The sequence below is a fragment of the Lelliottia sp. 7254-16 genome (genome assembly GCF_002922995.1).
Lineage (GTDB): Bacteria > Pseudomonadota > Gammaproteobacteria > Enterobacterales > Enterobacteriaceae > Enterobacter > Enterobacter jeotgali.
The window spans coordinates 542,754-560,268 of record NZ_PQVS01000001.1; the positions used below are offsets into that span (position 1 = coordinate 542,754).

The following is a 17,515-nucleotide window of genomic DNA, read 5'->3' on the forward strand; positions in this document are numbered from 1 at the left end:
CGCCCCGTGATACCGGCATTCATCACTAAAATGATGCTTATTTGTTGTTATTTCGTTAACTGCAACGGTGTAGAATCGATCTATTGATCGACACAGCCGGAGCTTTTATGAATAACAAACGCCGCTCGGTTCCAGGAATCAGGCACTATGATGGTCCTGCCGGTGGATGGGGTGCACTCAAAGCCACCGCCATCGCCGTGCGCACCCAGATGGACACTCTCGAGGCTCCCGCCACCCTGCTTCGCACCAATCAGCCCGACGGATTTGACTGCCCCGGCTGCGCCTGGCCCGACAAGGAGCACAAATCCACCTTCCAGTTCTGCGAAAACGGAGCCAAAGCCGTCACCTGGGAAGCCACCAGCAAACGCGTAACGCCTGCCTTTTTTGCCGAAAACACGGTGACTTCCCTGCTGTCGAAAAGCGACTTCGAACTCGAAGGCTATGGCCGTTTGACCCATCCGCTGGAATATCACCCGCAGAGCGATACCTTCCGCCCGGTCGAATGGGAAAAAGCGTTCGCCCGCATAGGCGAAATATTGCGTGCGCTCCCACCGGATGCCGTCGAGTTTTACACCTCCGGTCGCGCCTCGAACGAAGCAGCGTATCTGTTCCAGCTGTTCGCCCGTGAGCTAGGCACCAATAATTTTCCTGATTGTTCCAATATGTGCCACGAAGCCACCAGCGTGGGATTACCGCGCTCTATCGGGATTGGCAAAGGCACCGTGTCGCTGGACGATTTTGATAAAACTGAGTTGGTTATCTCAATTGGTCATAATCCCGGTACTAATCATCCGCGCATGATGGGTACGCTGCATGAACTTGCCAGAAGAAATGTGCCCATTATCGTGCTCAATCCGATGCGTGAGCGCGCGCTGGAGCGTTTTGCCGATCCGCAAAGCGTGGTAGAAATGGCGACCTACAGCTCAACGGATATCGCGTCGACCTATTTCCAGGTCAAAGCCGGTGGCGACGCCGCCGCACTGAAAGGCATCGCGAAACATCTGTTGGCGTTTGAAAACGCGCTGGATGACGATTTTATCGCCACCCACACTCAGGGTTTCGACGCGTTCGCGGCAGATATCGAGGCTACTCGCTGGGAATCAATAGAGCGCGAATCGGGTCTGTCTCGCGATGATTTGCTCCAGGTAGCCGAAGCCTACGCTAAGTCGAACGCCACCATCATCACCTATGGCATGGGCATTACTCAGCACAATAAAGGCACCTCCAATGTGCGCCTGATAGCCGATTTGCTGCTGATGCGCGGCAATATCGGTAAACCGGGAGCCGGAATTTGCCCGCTGCGTGGGCACTCGAACGTACAGGGCAACCGCACCGTCGGGATCTCCGAAAAACCGACGGCGGCGTTTCTGGGTAAAATCGAAGAGGTGTTTGGCTTTACGCCGACTTCCGCGCATGGGCACGATGCGGTACAAACTACCCAGGCGATGATCGATGGAAGTGCGAAAGCGCTGTTGTGTCTTGGCGGTAATTTTGCGGTGGCAATGCCGGAGCACGAGCGCGTTTTCCCGGCGATGCGAACGCTCGATCTCAGCGTTCATGTCGGCACCAAACTCAACCGTTCGCACCTGCTGACGGCGAAAGAGACCTTTATTTTCCCCTGCCTCGGTCGAACCGAGCTGGATATGCAGCTGACGGGCAGGCAATCCATCACCGTGGAAGATTCCATGTCGATGGTTCATGCCTCTTCCGGCAAGCTCAAGCCCGCGTCTCCTGAGCTGCGCTCCGAACCCGCGATTGTCGCCGGGATAGCGAAAGCGACGATGATTCACACCAAAGTTGACTGGACCCGTCTTGTGACGGATTACGATCTGATCCGGGATCTGATCGAAAAAACCATCCCCGGCTTTGACCAGTACAATCAGCGTATCCGCATTCCCGGTGGTTTTCGGATGCCACTCCCGCCAACTGAACGCGTATGGCCGACGCCATCTGGTAAAGCGATGTTCTCCGTGTTCGACGGGGTTGATGAGAACCGGCAAGGGGTCGGTGAAAACATTCTGCGCCTGGTCACCTTGCGCAGCCACGACCAGTACAACACCACCATCTATGCGCTCGACGATCGCTATCGCGGGGTGTTTGGCCGCCGCGATATTCTGTTTATGAACGAGGGCGATATGGCACAGCTCGGCCTGGAGCACGGGGATCGGGTCGATATCGCAACGGCACTACCGGACAGCGCTCTGCGCCTGATGGATATCACCGTGGTGGCTTACAACATCGCCTCCGGGACCGTCGGTGCCTATTACCCGGAGGCTAACGTGCTGGTTCCGCTCGATTATCTTGACAAAGACAGCGGCACACCGTCCTATAAATCTGTGCCCGTCACGGTGACGTTACGCTCAAAAGAGATCCGCGCAATTTAAACGAGACCCTTTGATGTTGATGAAAACAAATACTTTGCGTCGGGATGACGCCAGCATGGAATTTCGCGCAGGGATTACTGCCTGTCTGCCCACCATTCCGGGCTACTGGAGCATCGGTTTTGCCGCCGGGGCCATTGGTACGCTTTCCGGCTTCACCACTCAGCAAACCGCTCTGCTGGCCAGCGCGCTGTACGCCGGTTCAGCGCAGTTTCTGTTTTATTCGCTGTGGGCCACCGGCGCGGAAATTGCCTCGGTGGTGTTGAGCGTGTTCCTCGTTAACCTGCGCTATTTGCTGATGAGCTCTGCCATGAGCGTGTTCTTTCGCGAATACTCCACCCTGCAAAAAGTGGTCAGCGGGCTGCTGCTGACCGATGAAACGTTTGGCGTGGCGGTGCAAAACGGCAGCCAGCAGAGCAAAGTGCCGTTTGCGTGGATGCTGGGTCTAAACCTGGCCGCCTGGCTCAACTGGATCCTCGCCTGCATAGTCGGCGCATGGCTCGCCTCCGCCCTTCCGCCATCGTTGATGGAAGGATTGAGCTTCAGCCTGGTCTCAATGTTTATTGGACTGGTGCTAATGATCTGGTTCGCCAGCCGCCGCAAAGCGCTGGAATCGTTCAGCATCGCCGCGGCGGTGGTCATTACCCTGCTGACTGCCGGTCACACGGACATGAGCGTGGTGGTGATCGTTGCGGCATCCGTTTCAGCGACTCTCGCGACCCTGGGGCTGCGCGTGTTCTATAAAGGCGGGAAATAGATGGAGAGGAATATCTTACTGGCGATTATCGCCTGCGCGGTGGTTACTGCCCTGATGCGTACGGTGCCGATTCTGCTGCTCTCGCGGTTCCGCCTGGCTCCTGTCCTGCAACAGTGGCTGAGCTTTATCCCTTCGGCGATCATGGCTGCGATCATCACCGCCGAGCTGGTCGGTAAACCGGCGCTAGCCCCGTCGGGGATCAGTATCTCGCTGCTGGCGGCAGGCGTGGCAACGCTCGCCGGGATTTTATCCCGCAGCCTGTTTGCGACGGTCATCGCCGGAATGGTCGCGTTTTCAGGGTTGAGTTATTTGTTGGGGTGATGCCTGAAGTGCCGGGTGGCGCTGCGCTTACCCGGCCTACACAACCCTCAATCGTAGGCCGGGTAAGGCGCAGCCGTCACCCGGCAACAAAAGGCACAACGTCAAAGCCGCGTCACACCCAACTCCACCGCCTCATCGCGCCACGCGAGCAACAGAGAATACGGCTCGCGCGACACCGCGCTAAACCCGCCGATCAGCATCGCCTCGCACACACTCTGATATTGCGGTTCACTCACCAGCGCGTGCAGCGCATCCCGCAAAAGCTCAACCGTTGAAGCATCCCCCGCCGTGATCAACGGCAGCCCCGGCGTGGGCGGGGTTTCTCCCACCACGCTCAAACTTTTCAGTACGTCGGGTTCATGGCGCTGCAATAACGCCCAGGTCACGCAGTCGATGGCGGCGATATCCGCGCTCCGTTCTGCCAGCGCAACTAATGATTGCCGATGACTCCCGCTCAACCTCGTTTCCGAGAAAAACCGTCCCTGCACTGAGAGCGGCGCGACCATTTTACGCAGGGCGTTATACCCCGACTGCGAATCGACAGAATTAGACACCGCCCGCTGACCGCGAAAATCCGCCAGCGTTTTACCCGCATCCGCTTCACGCGCAACGAGAAAACTGCGGTAATGAATGCCTTCACAGCCGGGCGCGGTGTAGTGAAAACAGCCCACCGTCTGCACGTCCGTAAGCTGTGTCACCAGCGGGAAACCGCAGGTCTGGCTGAGCAGCAGCTCAGGGCTTTGCCAGTGCGCGAGCAAATCCGTCCCGTTCCAGGAACTGACCCGCAGGCCACGTTCCAGCAAAAGAGTTCGCACCGCCTGCCACAGCCGATCGTTATCAGCCGTGTTGATGGCATACATCGGAAACGCGAGAGTCTTAGTCATGCTTTTCACACCCGGATGCACGGTGACATCGACGTTTTTTGCCCAAAACTGGCGCAGCCATTCTCCGTAGCCACGCACCACAAATTGCTGATTGCGCTGTTGATAATCATGTTTATTGCGCAGATATATTTCACGCAGGCCATACCACGGCACGCCAGGGAGATCGTGATGCACTGAATGATAGTTGAGATTGAGAAACAACACTCGCCACACCAGCGCGGCTTCGTTAATCACCGAACGCGCCAGCGGATCGTCCGCCGCCTGATGTTCCAGGAACGAGCGTACTTTGGTTAAGGCCAGCGCCGGATAACTCACCGCGAGCACAAAATACAGCTCCGAAAAACCGATCGTTTCCATCCACATAAACAGCGGCACCAGCAGTGCGCCGTGAATCAGCCACATCGCCATATTCCTGAGTTGTAGATGGCGAAACGCTTGATATGCGCCGGTAAGCGTCTGGAAAATATCCAGCAGCGGGGCTAACAGCAGGCGACCGGGAAAAGTATTGCGCGCCTGGATCAGTTTGCGCTGCCACGGGGAAAACTTCGCCCAGGATTCATCGGTGAAATAGTAGGATTCCGGGTCGTCCACCGGAACGGTCAGATGGTCGTGATTGTGATGTGCCAGATGCGAATCGCGATACAGCCCGAACGGATACCACACCGCCAGCGGCAACGTGCCAAGCAGTTGGTTGAACCATGCCACGCGCGTCGGATGGCCGTGGATCAGCTCGTGCTGCAGCGACATATACCAGGCGGTAAACCAGATCAGCAGCACAGTCGCGGGAATACGTCCGAGGAATTGCCAAAAATACAGCGTGGCAAACCAGCCGCCGTAAATGACAATAAGTAAAACCCAGGTGGGAAATTCGCTGCGCCATAACCAGCGCTGAGAAAGGTGGCGAATAATCTCGCGTTGCTGTGGGTGTAAATAGAGTGGAGACCATTGACTCATCGGGTTCGATGCCATTTCCGCAATAAGACGTTATCCCACGAAGATGTGAGATAACGTCGGAAATAACAAAGAATTTAAATAACTATGCTTTGCCAGTTATTGCGCATTATTACCGGATGCTGCTGCGCTTACCCGGCCTACAAATTTGGCTCCCTCTCCCCGTGGGAGAGGGTTGGGGTGAGGGCATCAGACCGCGCAAATGTAAACGTAGGTCGGGTAAGGCAAAGCCGCCACCCGACAATGTCCTCGCACGTTATTCCTTCACGCGCGCACGCTTGCCGCGTTCTTCTTCCTGGCTGTCGGCACTCGCCACTAATGCGAAATTAAAACTGACTTCCGTGTGTGGGGCGTTAATATCGCGTTCTTGCGCCAGTTTGCTGTCGGTGATTTTAATCGGATCGGCGATCAGCTCTTCGCGGGTGGCAAAGGCAAAATCGTCCCACAGATATTCATCGCCATTGAGGTTAATCTGCGTAGTCAGGTGCTTATAACCCGGCGCGGAGACAAAGAAATGCACGTGCGCCGGACGATTGCCGTGGCGCCCTAAACCGTTCAGCAGTTTTTGCGTTGGGCCATCCGGCGGACAACCGTAGCCGCACGGCACAATGCTGCGTACCGCATAGCGTCCATCCGCGCCGGTCTGCACGCGGCGGCGCAGGTTATATTCGCTCTGGGACGCATCAAAGAACGAGTAGCCGCCGAGCGTGTTGGCGTGCCAGATATCGACAATCGCGCCCGCCACCGGTTTGCCGTGCAGATCGGTGATGGTCCCGTGCAGCCACATGGTTTCGGCCTTCTCGCTGCCGTCGTCCATGCGCGCGTAGCCCTGACTGAGCGGCGCGTTGGCTACGTACAGCGGCCCTTCGATGGTGCGCGGCGTGCCGACGTCGTTGCCCGTTGCCGCCTCTTTTTCGTCGGCACGCATATCGAGATAGTGTTCCAGCCCTAATCCCGCCGCCAGCAGCGCCGCCTCTTTGCGCTCGCCCAGCTCGTTGAGATAATTCACCGCCAGCCAGAACTCTTCGTCGGTAATATCAAACTTTTTAATGGTTGCACACAGGTCGCCGAGGAGCTGATGCATAATCGTTTTAAAACGCTCGTTACCCTGGGCAGAATTTAATCCGCTGCTGATGGCGAGTAACGTTTCCAGTTCGGTTTGTTTGGTTGGATTGACTGACATTGCGTATTCCTCTTGTAGGATAAGGTTTATTATTCTGTGTTACTGCTTTTCAACATAAATAGACGATGGATGCTGGCACAGCGGCTGCACGCTAATTTCCATATAAGGGAAAAGCGGCAGGCCAGTTAATATCTCGTGCAGCTCCTGATTATCTTTCACATCAAACAGGCTGACATTGGCGTATTGCCCAACGACGCGCCAGATATGCAGCCATTTCCCTTCGCGCTGTAATTGCTGCGAATAGGCTTTTTCTTTGGCTTTTATTTCTTCTGCCTGGGCTGCGGGCAGCGACGATGGAATATTCACCGTCATCTCGACTTTAAATAGCATTCTGATGTCCTTTATTTACGCGCGTAATAACGCAGTTTGTCTTCGTCGATCTCAACGCCCAGGCCAGGGCCTTGCGGCAGCGTCACCTGGCCGTCGCTGAAAACGAGCGGGTTCGCAACGATGTCGTCTTTCAGCAGCAGCGGGCCAAACATCTCGGTGCCCCACTGCATTTTCAACGTCGACCACGCATGGAGAGACGCCACCGTGCCGAGCGTGCCCTCCAGCATCGTGCCGCCGTACAGCGCCACGCCAGCGGCCTGCGCCACGTGCGCCAGCTTCAGCGCCTGCACCGGCCCGCCCGCTTTGGCAATTTTCAGGGCATAGGCACCGGTAAAACCGCCGTTTGCCAGGCCATAGCCGTCGTGAAGCGTTGCCACCGCTTCGTCTGCCAGGATCGGCAGCGTAAAGCGCTGACTCAGGGCTATCAGCCCACGCGTGTCCCAAAGCGGGATCGGCTGCTCGACCAGGTCGATACCGCCCTCTTGCAACAGCGCCATGCCTTTAATCGCGCTCGGCAGATCCCACGCCTGGTTCACATCCACCCGCACGCTGACGCCATCGCCCAATGCCGCCTTGATCGCCAGCGCATGACGGATATCGCTATGCAGTTCGCCCGCGCCGATTTTCAGCTTAAAAGTGTTGTGCCGCCCTTCGGCAAGCAGGCGTTTTCCCTCGTCGATGTCTTTGTTGGTGTCGCCACTCGCCAGGGTCCAGAGCACCGGCAGACGTTGGGTTAATGCCCCGCCGAGCAGCGTGCTGACGGGCACATTCAGCTGTTTCCCCAGCGCATCAAGAAACGCGGTTTCCAGCGCAGATTTGGCAAAAGTGTTGCCTTTGACGCTGGCATTCATCATCTGCGCAAGTGATGCGACGCCGCTGAATGTCTGGCCGCACAGCAGCGGTGCGAGATAGGTTTCAATCGCTGAACGAATGCCTTCCGGGCTTTCCGCCCCGTAGCTCAGGCCGCCGATGGTGGTGGCTTCGCCCCAGCCGACCACGCCCTGTACGCATTCCATGCGTACGATAGTCAGTGTCTGGCAGCCCATCGTCGCCATCGACAGCTTGTGCGGACGAATAGTCGGGATATCCACCAGCCAACAGGTGATGGATTCAATGGTTAAGCTCATGCTCGGCTCCTGCGGTTAAAAAGGTGATCACATGCTGGTTAAACGCCGCCGCACAGGCCACGTTCGACAGGTGCGACGCGGGTAAAACAAGGTAGTGCGCGTGTGGGGCATCCACCACGATAGCTTCGGCGTCACGCGAGGTGGTGACAGGGTCACTTTCCCCTGCGATCACCAGCATCGGGCGTGGCATTTGCGTCAGTTCATCACGCAGATCGGCCATCGCCAGCGCATCACAGCAGGCGGCGTAACCCTCGGCAGGCGTCGCGGCGAGCTGCTCAATCAGTGGGTAAACCACCTCAGGATTGTTTTGACGAAACGCAGGGGTAAACCAGCGGTCGGCGGCGCTCTGGGCAACCGGGTCCATGCCCTGCTCGCGCACCGTTGCGGCACGATCTCGCCAGCCCGCTTCCTGCCCAATTCGTGCCGCCGTGTTCGCCACCACAATCCGCTGGAAACGCTCCGGCGCGTGGCGGTTGAGCCACATCCCGGTCATGCCGCCAAGCGAGATTCCGCAAAAGCAGGCCCGCTCCACATCGAGATGATCCAGCAGGGCAATCACGTCCTGTCCGAGTCGCTCGAGGGTGACGGGCTGTTGCCCCACCGCCGAGCGTCCGTGCCCGCGCGTGTTGTAGCGCAGCACGCGAAAATGCTGCGTCAGCGCCGGGATTTGCGCCTGCCACATCGCCCAGGTGGTACCTAACGAATTCGACAGCACCAGCAGCGGCGCGCCTTCCGGGCCATCCAGGCGAAACTCAATCTCCATGCTTTTCTCCTTATGCCGTCGCGTCTTCAGCAAGCAGCGCAAACGTCAGCGCCACCGGCGTGACGGACTGCAAATACTCCGGCGTCACGTCACCAAACAACTCACGCACCACTACGCCTTCAGGCGTGATATCCATCACCGCCATGTCGGTATAAATGCGGTCGATACAGGCCATGCCGGTCAGCGGATAGGTGCAGCGTTCGACGATTTTGCACTCGCCTTTTTTGGTCAGGTGCTCGGTCATTACGAACACTTTTTTGGCCCCGAACGCCAGATCCATCGCCCCGCCGACGGCAGGAATGGCGGACGGCGCGCCGGTGCTCCAGTTGGCCAAATCACCGCGCGCTGACACCTGGTACGCCCCGAGCACGCAGATATCCAGGTGCCCGCCGCGCATCATGGTGAAGGAGTCGCCGTGGTGGAAATAACACCCGCCCGAAAGCAGCGTCACCGGCTGTTTCCCGGCGTTAATCAGCTCGGGGTCTTCCTCGCCTGGCGCCGGTGCTGGCCCCATGCCGAGAATGCCGTTTTCGCTGTGCAAAAAAATCTCGCGATCCTTTGGCAGATAGTTGGCAATCTGGGTAGGCATGCCGATGCCCAGATTGACGTACGCGCCCTCGGGAATATCCCGCGCAATGCGCTCGGCGAGCTGTTGATGCGTTAACGTCTTCACGCGGTCTCCTTAAGTGACGTGGCTGAAACCTGAATCACCCGCTGAACAAAAATGCCCGGCGTGACCACCGCTTCCGGGTCCAGTTCGCCGAGGGCCACACATTCGCTCACCTGCGCGATGGTGCAACGGGCGGCGGCGGCCATGATCGGGCCAAAGTTGCGCCCGGTTTTGTCGTACACCAGGTTGCCCCAGCGGTCGGCTTTCAGCGCTTTGATCAGCGCGAAGTCGGCGTTCAGCGGCAGTTCAAAAACATAATCTTTGCCGTCGATATGGCGTGTTTCTTTGCCTTCGGCCAGCTCAGTCCCGTAGCCGGTCGGTGTAAAAATGCCGCCCAGTCCCGAGCCGCCTGCCTGAATACGCGCTGCCAGATTGCCCTGCGGCACCAGCTCTAGCTCGACCTCGCCGCGACGATACAAATCGTCAAACACCCAGGAATCCACCTGACGCGGGAAGGAGCAGATCACCTTCCTCACGCAACCTGCTTTGAGCAGCGCCGCAAGGCCGTAGTCACCGTTGCCAGCGTTGTTGCTGATGAGGGTGAGTTCGCGTGGACGGCGGCGGATCAGCGCATCCAGCAGGTCCGACGGCTGTCCCGCCGGGCCAAACCCGCCGACCATTACCGTCGCGCCATCGAAAACATCCGTCACCGCGTCATCCAGCGTGGCGATCCGTTTATCAATCATTCCTGGGCCTCTTTTTTGTTATTGGGCAGGCTGCGCAGCGCAATCCACGCCAGCAGGGCGTAAACCATCAGCAGTACGGAGACGGGCCATGAGGCGTTGAATTCCATCAGTAGCGCCACCGCCAGCATCGGTCCCAGACCGCCGGAAAATATCGATCCCACTTCATGTCCCAACGCCAGGCCGGAGTAGCGCACCCGCACCGGGAACAGATCGCTCATGATGCAGGGCTGAGTGCCGATCATCGCCCCGTGGCAAAATGGCAGGCCGAGCAGCATCGCCAGCATGATCCAGCCGTACGTCCCGGTGGAGAGCAGCCAGAAGAACGGGAACGCCATTACCAGCAGGCCGATCACGCCGATGTAGTAGACCGGCTTGAGGCCGATGCGATCCGACAGCGCGCCCCAGAACAGAATCGAGAAAAACTCCACCAGCATCGCCAGGGTCACGGCGCTGATAATTTCCCCGGTGCTGATGCCAATGTGTTTGGCGTAGACCACCGAGAAGGTAAAGAAGATGTACGATGCGCCGTTCTCCGGCAGACGCAGGGCAATGGCCTGCAACAGCGCTTTCGGGTGTTCGCGGATAATCACCAGCAGCGGGATTTTCTCGTGCGCCTCTTCCGGTTTGGCCTGGGTAAAGGCCTTGCTCTCACGGATGTTTTTGCGGATGTAAACGCCGACTAAAAAGATGACGATGCTCAGCAGGAACGGCACGCGCCAGCCCCAGCTCATAAAGTCGTCTTCCGGCAGTTTTTGCACCAGGTAAAAGGCAAAGGCCGAGAGAACAAATCCACCGGAAACCCCCATCTGGCTCCAGGCGGTGTAATACCCGCGCCGTGATGCGGGCGCGTTTTCACTCAGCATCAGTACTCCACCGCCCCACTCTCCGCCCGATGCCACGCCCTGTAAGAAGCGCAAAATGATCAGCGACAGCGGCGCCCAGATACCAATCTGCGCGTACACCGGCAGCAGGCCGATAACGAACGTGGTGGCCCCCATCAGCGTCAGGGTCATGATCAGCGTCATTTTGCGGCTGTAGCGATCGCCAATATGCCCGAAGACAATCCCGCCCAGCGGACGCGCCAGAAAACCGACCGCAAAACCGGAAAAGGCCAGCAAGGTTCCCTGGAGCGGGTCACCGCCCACCGGGAAGAACAGCGGGCCAAACACCAGTGCCGCCGCCGTGCCATACAGAAAAAAGTCATACCATTCCAGCGCATTGCCCAGCACCGAGGCGATCACCAGCTTGCGCATCTGCTGCGCGTCCTGGCTGCCGGCGGCTTGTGTGACGGTACTTTCAGTAACGACATTACTCATGACACGCGTCCCCTCTTGTTGTCGTGGACTTACGCCTGCACATCGTCACCGACGGTGTGATAGCGGCGGTTGAAGTAGACCAGCCCGCGCGGCTGTTCGCTGATGCGAATGGCCTGAACCTGGCAGTAGAAAACGCTGTGGCTGCCCACTTCGTGACAGGTGTCGATGGTGCAATCAAAGCTGGCGACGGACGAGCTGAGCACCGGCGCGCCGCTGCTCAATACCTGCCAGCTGTCGTGCAGGAACCGCTCCTCGGAACGCAGGCTGGCGTTGGCGAAGACGCCAGAAAGATCCTGATGTTCACCGGAGAGCACGTTGACGCACAGGGTGCCGTTGTGTTTGAAATGCTGATGAGCAAAGGAGTTGCGGTTCATGCACACCAGCAGCGTAGGCGGCTGATCGGTCACGCTACAGACTGCCGACGCGGTAAAACCAAATTTCCCCGCCGGGCCGTCGGTGGTGATAACCGAAACCGCGCTGCCGAGCTGTGCCATCGCATTACGAAATTCTGTTTGCAGTGTCATAAGTGGTTCCTTACAAATCGATAACGAGACGGGCGCATTTCGCCCGCGAACAGCAGAGCAGGATCTGATCGCCGTCGGCTTTCTCTTCGTCGGTCAGATAGTGGTCGCGGTGATCCGGCTCGCCTTCCAGCACGTCCGTCAGGCAACTGCCGCAAATCCCCTGCTTGCACGACACATTCACTTTCAGTCCGGCCTGGGCCAGCGCCTCGACGATGGTCTGGTTTTCCAGCACTTTCACGGTGATACCGCTGGTCGCGGCGACCACTTCAAAAGCCGTGCCGCCGGTCTGCACCTCGGCGCTGAAACACTCCTGGTGGATGTGCTCTGGGTGATAGCCCTGGGCTTTTGCGCGATCGGTCACCGCATCCATCAGCCGCGCCGGGCCGCAGGTGTAGACGTGGGTGTTGTCGGGCACATCGCACAGCGCGGCGTCAAGATTCAGGCGCTGCTCGTCGCTAAAGTGCAGATGCACGCGGTCGGCGAACGGCGCGGCTTCCAGCTGCGCAATAAATGCCGCCTGTGAACGCGACCGGGCACAGTAATGCAGCGAAAAACTCCGCCCGGCGGCGTGGAGTTCCGCCGCCATCGCCAGCATCGGCGTGATACCAATTCCGCCGCCGATCAGCAGGCTGTGGGCGGCGGTTTCATCCAGCGCAAACAGATTGCGCGGCTCGCTAATCTGAATCTCATCGCCTTCACGCAGGGCGTGGGCCGCCAGCGATCCGCCCTGTGAATTTGTGTCTTTCAGCACGCCGAGCTGGTAGTACCGGGCATTCTGCGGGTCGCCGCACAGGGAGTACGGACGAATCAAATCGGCGCTGAGATGCAGGTCGATATGCGCCCCGGCGCGAAACGCCGGGAGCGGAATGCCGTCAACATGCGCCAGCGTCAGCAGCACCACGTCGCCCTGCAGCTCGCGGCGGATAACCTGTAGTGTCAGCATGGTGGCTCCTTAACGCATAAACAGGCCGCCGTTGATGTCCCAGGTTGCCCCGGTGACAAACGACGCCTGCGGTGAAGCCAGCAATGCCACGGCTTGCGCGACAAACGCCGCCTCACCGAGTTTGCCGACCGGGATCATGGCCAGCAGTCCGGCCATTTTTTCTTCCGGCACCAGAGCGTGGACCATCGGCGAATCCATCGGGCCAGGTGCAATGGCATTGACCGTCACGCCCGCTTTGCTCAGCTCGCGGGCGAAGATTTTGGTCAGCGTCAAAATGCCGCCTTTAGATGCGGCGTAATGCGCCCCCGACGCCGTGCCGCCGTTCTGCCCGGCGAGCGATGCCAGGTTGATGATGCGACCGTAGCCTTGAGCGGCGAAGTAGCGCCCCAGCGTCTGACAGCCGACAAAGGTGCCGCGCAGATTGGTGGAGATCACGCGGTCGAACTCGTCGACGCCAATCTCCATTACTGGCGTTGCCAGCGTCAGCGCGGCGTTGTTGACCAGCACCTGTAAACTGCCGAAACGGGCGAGCGTCGCGTTGAGCGCGCGGGTAAACTCCTCCGGCTGGCGGATATCCAGCCCCAGCGCCAGCACGTTATCGCTGTCGAGCGCGTCCGCCGCCTGCTGCGCGCGAGCGGCGTCGACGTCGGTCAGCACCACCTGGAACCCCTGTTCCAGAAGATGTGCGGCGATAACATTGCCCAGACCGGCGGCCGCGCCGGTCACTAATGCAGTTTGTGTCATGCGCGATTCCTCAGAGGATGTAGCCGATGCTGTGCAGCACATCGTCGCTGTTGACCAGGCGGATCACCTTCTGCTGGATGCGCAGGCGTTCGCCCTCGCGCTGGAGCTGCCAGGTGATATCCGCCGCGTAATGGCGGCTGTGGCCTTTGCGGTGTTCCCACAGAGACTGCGCCCCGCGCACCACAATCAGGCTGTCGCTGGATTCCAGCAGACGAAAACGCGACAACGTGCGCAGGGTTCTGGCGCGCGGCGTGGTGGAGATCGACTCGCCGCTGTAGAGGCGATGAACACGTTTTTCGCGCATGTGGTGATCGTCACAGGCGTAGTTGAGCGTGTTCTTGAAATCGGTTTCGTTCGGGTCGATAGGCACCACGTACAGACCGTCGTGCTGCCACAGATCCAGCCAGGCGTTAAATTCGCCCTGGTCCAGCAGATCGCCTTCGAGGTTAATCAGCGTCACGGCGGTAAAGAGTTCAGATTCTGGCGTCATCATTGTTCGCTCTCCGTCATCAGTTTTTTCCACTGCTGGTAGGCCGCGCGCATCCCGGTTTCGGCGCTGACATCGCTGCGCAGGCCGTCGTCGGTGCGGTACTCGCCCGCCAGGCCTCGGTTGAGCATGATCCACAGGTCATCACCCGCCGTGGCCCCTCGCTGAACGCGCTCCCAGGCTTCGGAGTCGTCCGGCGTGCCAAAGCCCATCGGCCCCTGGAAGTGTTCGTGCAGACGCAGACGCGCCTGGTTCGCAATTTCTGGCCCGCCGTCCATCGTGATGACCGCGTGGTGAATTTCAGTTTCATTGACGGAGACCGGCTGGAGCACGCGGAAGAACGCCATCGAACAGGCGATGTTCGGGAAGATATTGAGATTAAAACCGGAGCCACCGACGGCGCGCACGATGCGACGCACCTGCTGTTCGTCGTGTTCGGCACGCAGCGCCTCTGCCAGCGCTTCAAAACGCTCAGGGATTGGCGCATCGAGATTCGCGTCGAGATCCACTAATTCCGGGATCATCACCATTACGCTGTGGCCGTTGCCCAAATCTTCGACGTAGCCGCTGCCGTCGACGAAGTTGAGCATCTCTTCGGTCTGCTTATCGACGGAAGTGAGGAACGAGCGGTGAACCACCGGGAAGTGGTAGCCGTCGGTGGTGTTTTCGAGCTGGATTTTCCAGTTGCCAGGGAAGCGGAAACGGTGCGCCGGGCCGGTTTTGATCGGATAGCCCGCGCCCTGTTTCATAAACAGATCCATCCACTTTTTCGCCGCGCCGAGGAAATCTTCCAGCGGTTCGATCTGGTCGTTAAAGGTGGCGAAAATCATCCCCGCGTACTGTTCGGTGCGCAGGGAAACCAGCCCCAGTTCGCCCTTTTCAAGCTGATCGGCGTAGCTTTCAGGATGCGGTACGCCGCGCAGACTGCCGTCCAGCGCGTAGCCCCAGCCGTGATACGGACAGACGAAGCTGTTGGTTTTGCCGCTGCGGTGTTCGCACACGGTCGCCGCGCGGTGACGGCAGCGGTTGAGCAGCGTGTGAACGGTACCTTTGCGATCGCGCACCACAATCACCGGCTGAGTGCCGAGTTCGGTGGTTTTGAAACTGCCGGTGTCCGGGATTTCACTGGCGTGCGCCACCCACACCCAGGTTTTGCTGAAGATGCGATCCAGCTCGAGCTGGAAAAGGTCGTCCGAGGTGTAGAGCGAGGTGTGGACGCGGTCGCTTTGGACCAGCGCCGCGATCTCTGCCGCGCTCGGCACCGCCTGCGGCGAGGTGTCGATATTTTTAATGGCTATCAGGTGATCGCAATTCATGTCTGGTTCTCCTGCACATTTTCGTTTTTATCGGGGACAGGTAATTCATCCGCCGCGTGCCAGCGGTCCACCGGTCGGCTGAACAGGTTGCGGGTAGTGAAGTGGCGCATCGCCATGCCGTTCGCGTCGCGCATAAAGGTGACGCAGATTTCTGCGGCGTTCAGGTGCGCCCCCCCGGCGGTAAATTCTGAGGTTTGCAGCATCAGCCAGCGCCCGCGCAGTTCACCGTCCGCCGTGTGGCCCAGCGCTTCCGAGCACAGGAAATGCGCGTTGAGGGCAAAGTGCGCGGGACGCCGCACGTAACTCGCCATCATCGCGACAATCGCCTCGCGTCCCTGGTGTTTGCCGAGGCGAGTGGCGTAGGGTTCACCGAGCCCTTCCCAACAGGCGTCGGTAGTAAACAGCGCGCCGATTGCCTGCACAGTTTCATGGCTGTCGAGCTGGTCGCACAGGCGCATGTAATCGCTGATGCACACCCGCGCCGCCTGGCTGTCTTCGAGCTGCTGTAAGCGCAGCGCATCCTGTGCGTTCATGGTCTTAGCCCTGAATAATCAGTTCGCGGCCCACGCGGGCTTCGATTTTGCAGAATTTCCACAGCTTGCTGCCGCTTTCGCCAACCGGCGTGGTGCGGAACAAGTTGCAGACAGCCGCCACGTTGTCCAGGTGCTCGGCGTCCGCCAGCACGTAAGTGGTCCACGGTGCGGTGGTGGACGGGCCGACCATCAGCTGGTCGTCATCCATGTTGCCGATAACGCGAATTCCCTGGGTTTCCTCAATGCCTTTCATCATCACGCCGAACGCGGCCCACACCTGTTTGGCCTCCGCCGGACTCGCGTCGAAAAAGTTCTGATTAACCCCGATGCAAAACAGCACTCGTAACGTTTTTGACTGGCTCATCTGTTGCTCCTTTCATTAAAAAATTACAAATAACCGGGCAGCGGTTTGCCGCCGAAAAAGACCGTACCGGCGTTGAGGTACGAGAGATCGCCCATAAAGGCGTGCTGAGTGATCACCATCGTGTCGCGCACAAAACGTTGCAGCGGGCTGGTCATGGTGACGCCGCCCATGCCGTTTAGCGCCAGTGCCTGACGCGCCACGTCAGCGGCGACGCGTGTCACGTGAGTGGAGGAAAGCCGCAGGGCGTTGATCTGCTCGCAGCTCGCCTCATTTCCCGCCAGCAGACACTGCCAGACGTCGTCGATGGCCTCATAAAACCAGGCGCGGGCGGAGCGCAGCTCGGCTTCGCAGCGGGCAATTTGCATTTGCGCCTGCTGGCGGTCCGCCAGACGTGGCGCGCCGGTCACCGACTGCTGACGATGGGCGATGGCGTAGATTTCGTTGAGCGCCGCGCGAGCCACGCCGAGCGCCACCACGGAGAGCACCTGAGTCGCGAGCGACAGCACCGGATAGCGGTACAGCGGCCCTTCCAGATTCAGCGCCCCGCCGCGAATAAAGGTCCACTCGTGCGGGACAAAGGCGTCGTTGACCAGCAAATCGTGACTGCCGGTTCCGGCGAGGCCGACCGTGTCCCAGACCGGATCGATCTGCACGCTGGCGCGGGGCAATACCGCCATGCGCGGCAGTGCCTGTTCGGTATCCGGCAAAATCCCGACGCCGAGCACTGAAGCCCCCATGCTGCCGCTGGCAAAACTCCAGCGTCCGCTGACGCGGTATCCGCCGTCTGCCTGAATGGCTTTCTGCGTCGGGAAGATGCCACCTGCAAAGACCACGTCCGGTCCGTCGCGATACAGCTCTTGCAAGGTATCGGGCGGCAGCGCACCGAGATAAAACGGGCTCATGCCGAAGCTCGCCACCCAGCCCGCAGAGCCGTCGGCGGTAGAGATTTGCTCGATCAGTTCGCAAAATTGCGCCGGAGAGCATTCGTCGCCGCCATACATTTTGGGCACCAGCGCACGGTAGACGCCCGCCTGCCGGAAACGGGCAATGATGTCGTCAGAAATATGACGCTGGTGTTCAAATTCATGGCTGCGAGCGGCGACATCACTCAGCAGCGGCACAAGTTCCTCACGGACCTGGATAGCAGACATAGCGTTCTCCGAAATGGGTGATGCGGTGCCCGCAAGGCGAGCGCGTCCGCAATGAGTCGTACTCACTGAGTCTTCAGGAAATTA

Annotated in this window: 19 protein-coding genes and 1 pseudogene; 3 read left to right on the top strand and 17 right to left on the bottom strand. The window is 59.2% G+C overall.

The window, feature by feature from the left end; translation table 11 throughout:
- The first annotated feature begins 107 nt into the window (after positions 1 to 107).
- From C3708_RS02625 to C3708_RS02635, 3 genes are read left to right on the top strand one after another with little or no spacing between them, the layout of a single operon-like run.
- Positions 108 to 2,384 (top strand): FdhF/YdeP family oxidoreductase, encoded by a 2,277-nt coding sequence (locus tag C3708_RS02625; protein ID WP_103949356.1) that lies wholly within the window; start codon positions 108 to 110, stop codon positions 2,382 to 2,384.
- A gap of 13 nt (positions 2,385 to 2,397) precedes the next feature.
- Entirely contained in the window at positions 2,398 to 3,138 is a 741-nt protein-coding gene (locus tag C3708_RS02630) for an AzlC family ABC transporter permease (protein ID WP_103949357.1), read from the top strand.
- Entirely contained in the window at positions 3,139 to 3,459 is a 321-nt protein-coding gene (locus C3708_RS02635; protein ID WP_103949358.1) for an AzlD domain-containing protein, read from the top strand. It begins immediately after the preceding gene.
- 101 nt (positions 3,460 to 3,560) lie between these two features.
- On the opposite strand, the gene C3708_RS23820 is transcribed toward C3708_RS02635, so the two are convergent.
- From C3708_RS23820 to C3708_RS02715, 17 genes and pseudogenes are all read right to left on the bottom strand, one after another.
- Entirely contained in the window at positions 3,561 to 4,343 is a 783-nt protein-coding gene (locus C3708_RS23820; RefSeq protein WP_174348381.1) for a phosphate/phosphite/phosphonate ABC transporter substrate-binding protein, read from the bottom strand.
- Positions 4,335 to 5,297, bottom strand: a pseudogene (locus C3708_RS23825) (fatty acid desaturase); the annotation flags it as partial. The gene C3708_RS23820 and the pseudogene C3708_RS23825, both read right to left, overlap by 9 nt.
- A 253-nt stretch (positions 5,298 to 5,550) precedes the next feature.
- The gene (gene catA / locus C3708_RS02645) at positions 5,551 to 6,477 is read right to left on the bottom strand and encodes a catechol 1,2-dioxygenase (protein WP_095282296.1); all 927 of its coding nucleotides are present in this window, start codon (positions 6,475 to 6,477) and stop codon (positions 5,551 to 5,553) included.
- Between the two features lie 39 nt (positions 6,478 to 6,516).
- The gene (gene catC, locus C3708_RS02650) at positions 6,517 to 6,807 is read right to left on the bottom strand and encodes a muconolactone Delta-isomerase (protein ID WP_103946037.1); all 291 of its coding nucleotides are present in this window, start codon (positions 6,805 to 6,807) and stop codon (positions 6,517 to 6,519) included.
- An 11-nt stretch (positions 6,808 to 6,818) separates the two neighbouring features.
- On the bottom strand, positions 6,819 to 7,934 hold the full coding sequence (locus tag C3708_RS02655; RefSeq protein ID WP_103949360.1) for a muconate cycloisomerase family protein: 1,116 nt from the start codon (positions 7,932 to 7,934) through the stop codon (positions 6,819 to 6,821).
- Positions 7,918 to 8,697, bottom strand: coding sequence for a 3-oxoadipate enol-lactonase (gene pcaD / locus C3708_RS02660; protein WP_103949361.1), 780 nt, complete (start codon positions 8,695 to 8,697; stop codon positions 7,918 to 7,920). The genes C3708_RS02655 and pcaD overlap by 17 nt, the downstream gene beginning before the upstream one ends.
- A 10-nt stretch (positions 8,698 to 8,707) precedes the next feature.
- Positions 8,708 to 9,370 (bottom strand): 3-oxoacid CoA-transferase subunit B, encoded by a 663-nt coding sequence (locus tag C3708_RS02665; RefSeq protein WP_103949362.1) that lies wholly within the window; start codon positions 9,368 to 9,370, stop codon positions 8,708 to 8,710.
- Positions 9,367 to 10,053 carry a 3-oxoacid CoA-transferase subunit A gene (locus C3708_RS02670; protein WP_095282301.1) on the bottom strand — a complete coding sequence of 229 codons (687 nt, stop codon included), beginning with the start codon at positions 10,051 to 10,053 and terminating at the stop codon, positions 9,367 to 9,369. The genes C3708_RS02665 and C3708_RS02670 overlap by 4 nt, the downstream gene beginning before the upstream one ends.
- Entirely contained in the window at positions 10,050 to 11,306 is a 1,257-nt protein-coding gene (locus C3708_RS02675) for an MFS transporter (RefSeq protein ID WP_165790677.1), read from the bottom strand. Before C3708_RS02675 ends, C3708_RS02670 begins: the two co-directional genes overlap by 4 nt.
- Positions 11,307 to 11,398: 92 nt before the next feature.
- The gene (locus tag C3708_RS02680; RefSeq protein WP_095282303.1) at positions 11,399 to 11,893 is read right to left on the bottom strand and encodes a flavin reductase; all 495 of its coding nucleotides are present in this window, start codon (positions 11,891 to 11,893) and stop codon (positions 11,399 to 11,401) included.
- A 10-nt stretch (positions 11,894 to 11,903) separates the two neighbouring features.
- Positions 11,904 to 12,836: a PDR/VanB family oxidoreductase gene (locus tag C3708_RS02685; RefSeq protein WP_103949364.1), complete on the bottom strand. Its 933-nt coding sequence runs from the start codon at positions 12,834 to 12,836 to the stop codon at positions 11,904 to 11,906.
- A gap of 9 nt (positions 12,837 to 12,845) precedes the next feature.
- Complete coding sequence (locus C3708_RS02690) at positions 12,846 to 13,580, bottom strand: SDR family NAD(P)-dependent oxidoreductase (RefSeq protein ID WP_103949365.1); 735 nt, start codon at positions 13,578 to 13,580, stop codon at positions 12,846 to 12,848.
- 10 nt (positions 13,581 to 13,590) lie between these two features.
- Positions 13,591 to 14,070, bottom strand: coding sequence for an aromatic-ring-hydroxylating dioxygenase subunit beta (locus C3708_RS02695; RefSeq protein ID WP_103949374.1), 480 nt, complete (start codon positions 14,068 to 14,070; stop codon positions 13,591 to 13,593).
- A complete protein-coding gene (locus C3708_RS02700; protein WP_103949366.1) occupies positions 14,070 to 15,383 on the bottom strand; it encodes a Rieske 2Fe-2S domain-containing protein in 1,314 nt (437 codons plus the stop codon). The genes C3708_RS02695 and C3708_RS02700 overlap by 1 nt, the downstream gene beginning before the upstream one ends.
- Positions 15,380 to 15,916, bottom strand: coding sequence for a nuclear transport factor 2 family protein (locus C3708_RS02705; protein ID WP_095282307.1), 537 nt, complete (start codon positions 15,914 to 15,916; stop codon positions 15,380 to 15,382). The genes C3708_RS02700 and C3708_RS02705 overlap by 4 nt, the downstream gene beginning before the upstream one ends.
- Positions 15,917 to 15,920: 4 nt before the next feature.
- A complete protein-coding gene (locus tag C3708_RS02710) occupies positions 15,921 to 16,280 on the bottom strand; it encodes an IacB protein (protein ID WP_095282308.1) in 360 nt (119 codons plus the stop codon).
- 23 nt (positions 16,281 to 16,303) lie between these two features.
- Positions 16,304 to 17,431, bottom strand: coding sequence for an acyl-CoA dehydrogenase family protein (locus tag C3708_RS02715; protein WP_103949367.1), 1,128 nt, complete (start codon positions 17,429 to 17,431; stop codon positions 16,304 to 16,306).
- Positions 17,432 to 17,515 lie beyond the last annotated feature (84 nt).